This is a genomic window from Glaciimonas sp. Gout2 (assembly GCF_035018905.1).
GTDB lineage: Bacteria > Pseudomonadota > Gammaproteobacteria > Burkholderiales > Burkholderiaceae_D > Glaciimonas.
In genome coordinates this window covers 172,929-179,665 of the sequence record NZ_JASJXA010000006.1, presented here as the reverse complement: position 1 = coordinate 179,665, position 6,737 = coordinate 172,929, and the positions used below count along the sequence as shown (strand labels likewise).

Genomic DNA, 6,737 nt, shown 5'->3' with positions numbered 1-6,737 from the left:
AATCCGATTGTGCGTAAGCTGACGTTCACCGGTTCAACCGGCGTCGGACGTTTGTTGATGGAGCAATGTGCGCCAACTATTAAGAAACTATCGTTGGAACTGGGTGGGAACGCACCATTCATCGTCTTCGACGACGCTGATCTGGATGCCGCTGTCGAGGGCGCAATGGCGTCCAAATACCGCAATGCCGGACAGACCTGCGTCTGCGCCAACCGCTTGTACGTGCAAGCTGGCGTGTACGATGCATTCGCTGAAAAACTGGTAGCGGCAGTTGCCAAGTTGAAAGTCGGGGACGGTCAACAAGAGGGCGTCACACAAGGGCCGTTGATTGATCAAAAAGCAGTTGAAAAAGTTGAGCAGCACATTGCGGATGCCTTGAGCAAGGGCGCGCGCATCCTTGCGGGTGGCAAGCGTCATTCGTTGGGACATAGTTTTTTTGAGCCAACGATTTTGGCCGATGTCACTTCCGATATGGTGGTGGCGCGTGAAGAAACTTTTGGCCCGATGGCACCGTTGTTTCGCTTTACCACTGACGATGAAGTGGTGGCGATGGCCAACGATACCGAATTCGGACTAGCCAGCTATTTTTATTCACGCGATATCGGCCGTATCTGGCGCGTGGCAGAAGCGCTTGAGAGCGGCATAGTCGGTATCAATACCGGCCTGATATCTACCGAGGTCGCGCCATTTGGTGGCGTCAAGCAATCCGGTCTTGGCCGTGAAGGTTCGAAATACGGTATCGAAGACTATCAGGTCATCAAGTATTTGTGCATGGGCGGAATGTGATTCGTTGAAATACGTATCCTAATAATCCGGAAAAAATGGGATCGATTTGTCGATCCTTTTTTGATTCATTTTATCAAGGTCATGTCGTTGATATAGCACCACTCCATAAATGATATTTTCGTGCGCAGCAGAAATCTTTTTGCGTTGCTATAATCGTGCCTTACACCAATTTCCTGGTGTGCCTTCGGCGGTCGCGATCATTGTTTCCAGTTGCGTTACTTATCATTGTGACCCCGTTTCCAGATTGATCCTCACATGATGTCCTTGCCTTTATTCGCCCTGGCCGTTGCCGCTTTTGGTATCGGTACCACTGAGTTCGTCATTATGGGATTGCTGCCCAACGTGGCACGGGATCTGGGGGTATCGATTCCGGCTGCCGGAATGCTGGTCACCGGCTACGCGCTTGGGGTCACTATCGGCGCACCTATTATCGCCATTGTTACCGCTAACATGCCGCGCCGTAACGCATTGTTAAGCCTCATGGGTTTGTTCATTGTCGGCAATGTGTTGTGCGCGTTATCGCCAAATTACACAGTGTTAATGGTCGCGCGCGTAGTCACTGCGTTTTGTCATGGCGCGTTTTTCGGTATTGGTTCCGTTGTGGCCGCTGGCCTAGTTGCCCCGAATCGGCGGGCGCAGGCGATTGCGTTAATGTTTGCGGGACTAACTCTCGCCAACGTGTTGGGCGTGCCTTTCGGCACCGCTCTCGGCCAGTTGTTGGGTTGGCGGTCAACTTTCTGGGCGGTAACGGTCATCGGGATCTTGGCGGTGATCGCACTGGCAGCATGGCTGCCAAAGCAGATCGTTATGCAAAAAAGTAGTTTGCTTCAAGAGTTTAGGGTTCTTGCTGATCGCCAGGTATTAATGGTGCTGGCAATTAGCGCGCTGGCGTCGGCTAGTTTGTTCTCGGTGTTCACCTACATTACGCCCATACTGGAAGATGTCACAGGCTTAACACCGCATGCGGTAACGCTGGTGTTGTTGATTTTTGGTGTTGGCTTAACCGTTGGAAGCGCGCTGGGCGGCAAATTGGCAGACTGGCGTTTGTTGCCCTCTTTGATTGGATTTTTGATTGCGCTGGCGATTGTGCTGACCGTGTTTTCCGTCACCATGCATACGCCGGTTGCAGCGGTAGTGACGATTTTCATATGGGGTGTACTGGCTTTCGCCATCGTACCGCCGTTGCAGGTGTTAGTCGTGGATCGTGCCAGCGAAGCCCCCAATCTTGCGGCCACGTTGAATCAAGGTGCATTCAATCTTGGCAATGCGACAGGTGCCTGGGTTGGCGGCATGGCGATTGGGGCCGGTTTTCAATTAACGGTGTTGCCATATGCCGGCGTTGTCATGGTGTTAATGGCGCTCGCCCTTACGCTGTGGTCAGCATCTATTGGACGCACAAGTGGTTTGGCAATGACTGCTGGCGACTAGTTTAGCCAGCATTTGACGGTCATCCCCTTTCTAGCTGGTCAGTGAACGTATCAGAAAACCTCAGCATGAATGCCGCAGGCTGTGATTAGAATGAGATAATGCCGCATTCCAAAAGCTTGAGATTGCCTTCGATGCCCCAATTTGCCCCTCTTAAGAACGACACATTCCTACGTGCATTGTTGCGTCAACCAACGGATTACACGCCGTTGTGGCTGATGCGTCAGGCGGGACGCTATTTGCCTGAATACCGCGCAACGCGCGCGCGCGCAGGGTCTTTTCTGGGCCTGGCAAAGAATCCCGACTATGCCACCGAGGTCACGATGCAGCCGCTGGATCGGTTTCCTCTCGATGCTGCGATTCTATTTTCCGATATTTTGACAGTGCCGGACGCAATGGGTTTGGGATTGTTCTTTGCCGATGGCGAAGGGCCAAAGTTCGAACGTCCGTTACGGGATGAAAAAGCGGTGATGGCATTGTCTGCTCCCGAGATGGGCAGTCTTGACTACGTTTTCAACGCTGTGACGCAAATTCGGACGGAATTGGACGGCAAGGTTCCACTTATCGGTTTCTCTGGCAGTCCGTGGACGCTGGCGTGTTATATGGTTGAGGGCGGCGGTTCGGATGATTTCCGCACGGTTAAAACGATGTTGTACAACCGCCCTGATCTGATGCACCACATTCTCGCGATCAACGCTGCTGCTGTGGCAACCTATCTGAACGCCCAAATTGACGCCGGTGCGCAGGCTGTGATGATTTTTGATACATGGGGTGGCGCGCTTGCAGATGGTGCATACCAGTCGTTTTCATTAAATTACATGCGTCAGGTGATGAGTCAGTTAAAGCGGGAAAAAGATGGTGTGCCTATTCCTGCAATCGTCTTTACCAAAGGCGGCGGCTTGTGGCTTGAGCAGATCGCGGATATCGGGGCTGATGCGGTCGGACTGGACTGGACCGTCAATTTGGCCGAGGCGCGCGCTCGCGTAGGACATAAAGTAGCGCTACAAGGCAATCTTGATCCGGTGGTCCTGTTCTCGAATCCTGAACAGATTCGCGCTGAGGTGGGTCGTTTGTTATCGGTTTATGGACCGCCTTCTGCTGGGCATGGACATGTATTCAATCTCGGTCATGGTATTTCCCAGTTCACACCGCCGGAATCAGTCGCCGTGATGGTCGAGGCGGTGCACGAGATGAGTCGTAAGATGCGCTGATAAGTAGCGTCAAGACAAGGGTGTGTGGGATTGAAAATTTCGAACGCCTTTTTTACGCGAACCAGTCATTCTTTCCTTGTACATTGTGAACGACTAAATTGCCCGATCAGGATATTGGTTTAGTGGCTAGCGATAGTCAGCGCTCCGGTTTGGTGCTGTTTTACGCTAGAAATATTTTTCCTTAACACAGATTTAGCGTCGAATTAGACTAGTTATGCACAATAATTATTTGTTGCATCGCAGAAATTTTGCGTATCAATATTTTTAATTTGCCGTATTTTTAAAATTGTAAGTCATTGAATTATAAGAAGTTTTTTTTTGCAATTACTTTCGATTATTTGTGAGAACTGGCGCGGGATATGACGCTAGGACCTTTTTTAGAAGGGTTACCCACAAAGTTATCCACAGGCACTGCGTGACTAAAAAAAAGTGCTTATGAAACCAGTACTTAACGCGTTTCCTCATGTTTTGCATGAGGTAAGTACACAAGACCGAAAAGATATCTGGATGCGATGGTCGCGGTGTTAGCCATCAAGTTTTTTTGAGGTTGATATTGATATGCGCTATTCGTGCTTGCAATTTTATTCAGTTCGGTTCTTTTTTATTGCGAACATAGTGGACTTGTGCACAAATTATCGGTTGCGGTGGATGTTGGGAAAAAATATAAAAATATATTTTTTGTGAATCGAGGACTTTGTAAGTCATTGATTTTTAAGGTCATTTTTAGTGCACTCAGTTTGGGCAATTCATCGAGTCCCGCGTATATACTGCGTTTGCGGCTGTCAAGTGGATGTTATCCACAAAGTTATCCACAGAACCTGTGGATAGTTTTAAAAGCGCTTATGAAACCGGCAGTTAGCTTCTTTCCTCAGGATTCACATTAACTTCGTGAAACAATGCATTCTTCAGGTTGTCCTTGACACCCCCCTTGACAGCAGTTTTGACTATCGCTGGCAGTCAACGAGTGATGCAGACGCCCGCCCGCAGATAGGTCAACTTGTGCAACTCTCGTTCGGTCGACGTGAGGTGGTTGGGATGATCGTTGGCAGCAGCGCGCATAGTGAGGTTCCAGCCGCGAAATTAAAGGATGTGCAAGCCGTACGATATCAGTTGCCGGCGCTGTCGCCTCATTGGTTGGCTTTATGTCAATTTGCGGCCGATTATTATCAGCGTCCATTGGGAGAGGTGGCGTTGCCGGGTTTGCCGAAAAATTTGCGCGCTTTAACCACAGTTGCGCTTGACCGCGGCTTAAAGAAACTACATCAGGTCAGCGTTGCGCACGATGCTACGCCAATCGATGTTCCGCCGTTGAACCCAGCGCAACAACGCGCCGCCGACGCAATTGCCAGTGCTACCGGCTTTGCGCCAACATTGTTGTATGGCGTTACCGGCAGTGGCAAAACCGAGGTGTATTTGCAGGCGGCAGAAAAAATATTGTCGCATGGTAATGGTGAGAACAATCCTGCCCAAATTTTAATCCTGGTTCCTGAAATCAATTTGACGCCGCAATTAGAGGGCAATATCCGTGCGCGATTTCCTGGTGTCATGGTCGCAACATTGCATAGCGGACTGGCCGAAGGCGAGCGCATGCGACACTGGCTCGCTGCTCATTTAGGGCAAGCCCGCATCATTCTCGGGACCCGACTTGCGGTGCTGGCGTCGTTGCCGCATTTACGCCTGATCGTTATTGATGAGGAGCATGATCCATCCTATAAGCAGCAGGAAGGCTTGCGTTACTCGGCTCGCGATCTGGCTGTCTGGCGTGCACACCAGTTAAAAATTCCTATCGTTCTGGGCTCGGCGACACCCTCGCTGGAAACCTGGCATCACGCGCAGTCAGGGCGCTATCGAAAACTTGAATTACGTGAACGCGCAGTGAAGAATGCTGTTTTGCCGGCTGTGAAACTGGTGAATATGGAGCACGACAAACCGATTGAGGGTCTGACCTCTACGTTGATCAGCGCTTTAAAGCTGCGCTTGCAACGTGGTGAGCAATCGCTGTTATTCCTCAACCGACGTGGTTACGCACCGGTGATTGCCTGTGATGCTTGCGGCTGGGTCAGCAACTGCACGCGCTGCACTGCGTATATGGTGTTGCACAAGCCTGAACATCGACTACGCTGCCATCATTGCAGCCTCGAGTTGCGCATCCCCAAGTCTTGCCCGACCTGTGGCAATGTTGATTTGCAACCATTGGGGCGCGGGACGCAACGTCTGGAAGAGGGTTTGCAGGCGATGTTTCCGGAAGCGCGGGTTTTGCGGATTGATGCTGATTCAACGCGTCGCAAAGGCAGCGCTCAAAGCGCCTTCGATAGCGTGCATCGGGGCGAGGTCGATATTTTGATCGGTACGCAAATGGTCGCTAAAGGGCATGATTTCAAAAATCTGACCCTTGTCGGAATTTTGAATCCTGACACGGCCTTGTTCTCCCATGATTATCGCGCCAGTGAGCGCTTGTTTGCCCAGCTAATGCAGGTTGCCGGTCGCGCCGGTAGGGCAGCACAAAAAGAGGGTGGCAGCGTCAGTGAGGTGTTGATTCAGACGCGTTATCCGCAGCATCCTTTGTATTCGGCGGTGATCGCGCATGATTATGATCACTTTGCCAGCTCTCTTTTGGCTGAGCGGCAACAAGCGCATTTGCCGCCGTATATTTATCAAGCGCTATTACGCGCTGAGGCAAAGGAGCTTGAAACAGCGATAGCGTTTTTGCAAGAGGCCGCAACCTGCCTGGAGCATGGCGGTATTACGATGAATGATCCGATCCCCATGACGATGACGCGTGTTGCTAATGTGGATCGGGCGCAGCTCTTGATTGAATGCCCTTCAAGACCGGGCTTACAAGCTTTTCTTACTGATTGGATGGCTGTCTTGCGGACCATCAAGACGCGCGCCAAATGGTCGCTGGAAGTCGATCCGGTGGACATCTAACGAGTATAAATGATGTCGTATTAATATCAAAATGCAGTGTTCAATCGACTCTTCAATTTACTTGAGCACCGGTTATCCGTTCGTTTCGCATCCAACCTATCCCAATTTTCCGCCGGATTAAATGCGTAAGCGATACTGAATGTACCTTGCTTCATCCCGCCACCGTCTCGTTTTGGTATGAAATGTTGTCAAAGTAGGCCGGAAATTTCTTAAAATTGCCCGCTTAAGCATCATTATCAGAATTGTTACCCTCATTTTGGGAAAGTTCTCATATCTCGGAGGCGCATCTATAGCTAACCTTAGTTCCTAGGAAATCAATATTAAAACGGATAGTCACAAAATTATCCATTTGATATTTATTTGGAAAATCGAAGCGATCTTTGATTT

The 6,737-nt window shown here is 50.3% G+C and carries 4 protein-coding genes; all 4 read left to right on the top strand.

Annotation, left to right across the window (positions count from 1 at the left end; all coding sequences use genetic code 11):
- Positions 1 to 786 (top strand): aldehyde dehydrogenase family protein (locus tag QN379_RS06905; protein WP_323506322.1); only part of this gene is annotated, 786 nt, incomplete at its 5' end.
- A 258-nt stretch (positions 787 to 1,044) separates the two neighbouring features.
- On the top strand, positions 1,045 to 2,214 hold the full coding sequence (locus tag QN379_RS06900; protein WP_322240324.1) for an MFS transporter: 1,170 nt from the start codon (positions 1,045 to 1,047) through the stop codon (positions 2,212 to 2,214).
- A gap of 131 nt (positions 2,215 to 2,345) precedes the next feature.
- Positions 2,346 to 3,422: a uroporphyrinogen decarboxylase gene (gene hemE, locus QN379_RS06895; RefSeq protein ID WP_322234554.1), complete on the top strand. Its 1,077-nt coding sequence runs from the start codon at positions 2,346 to 2,348 to the stop codon at positions 3,420 to 3,422.
- 888 nt (positions 3,423 to 4,310) lie between these two features.
- A complete protein-coding gene (locus QN379_RS06890; RefSeq protein WP_322234556.1) occupies positions 4,311 to 6,350 on the top strand; it encodes a primosomal protein N' in 2,040 nt (679 codons plus the stop codon).
- The last annotated feature ends 387 nt before the right edge of the window (positions 6,351 to 6,737 follow it).

Excerpts from the sequence above, each read along its gene's own strand:
- QN379_RS06900 (WP_322240324.1), top strand. The coding sequence starts at position 1,045 with ATGTCCTTGCCTTTATTCGCCCTGGCCGTTGCCGCTTTTGGTATCGGT.
- hemE (WP_322234554.1), top strand. The coding sequence starts at position 2,346 with ATGCCCCAATTTGCCCCTCTTAAGAACGACACATTCCTACGTGCATTG.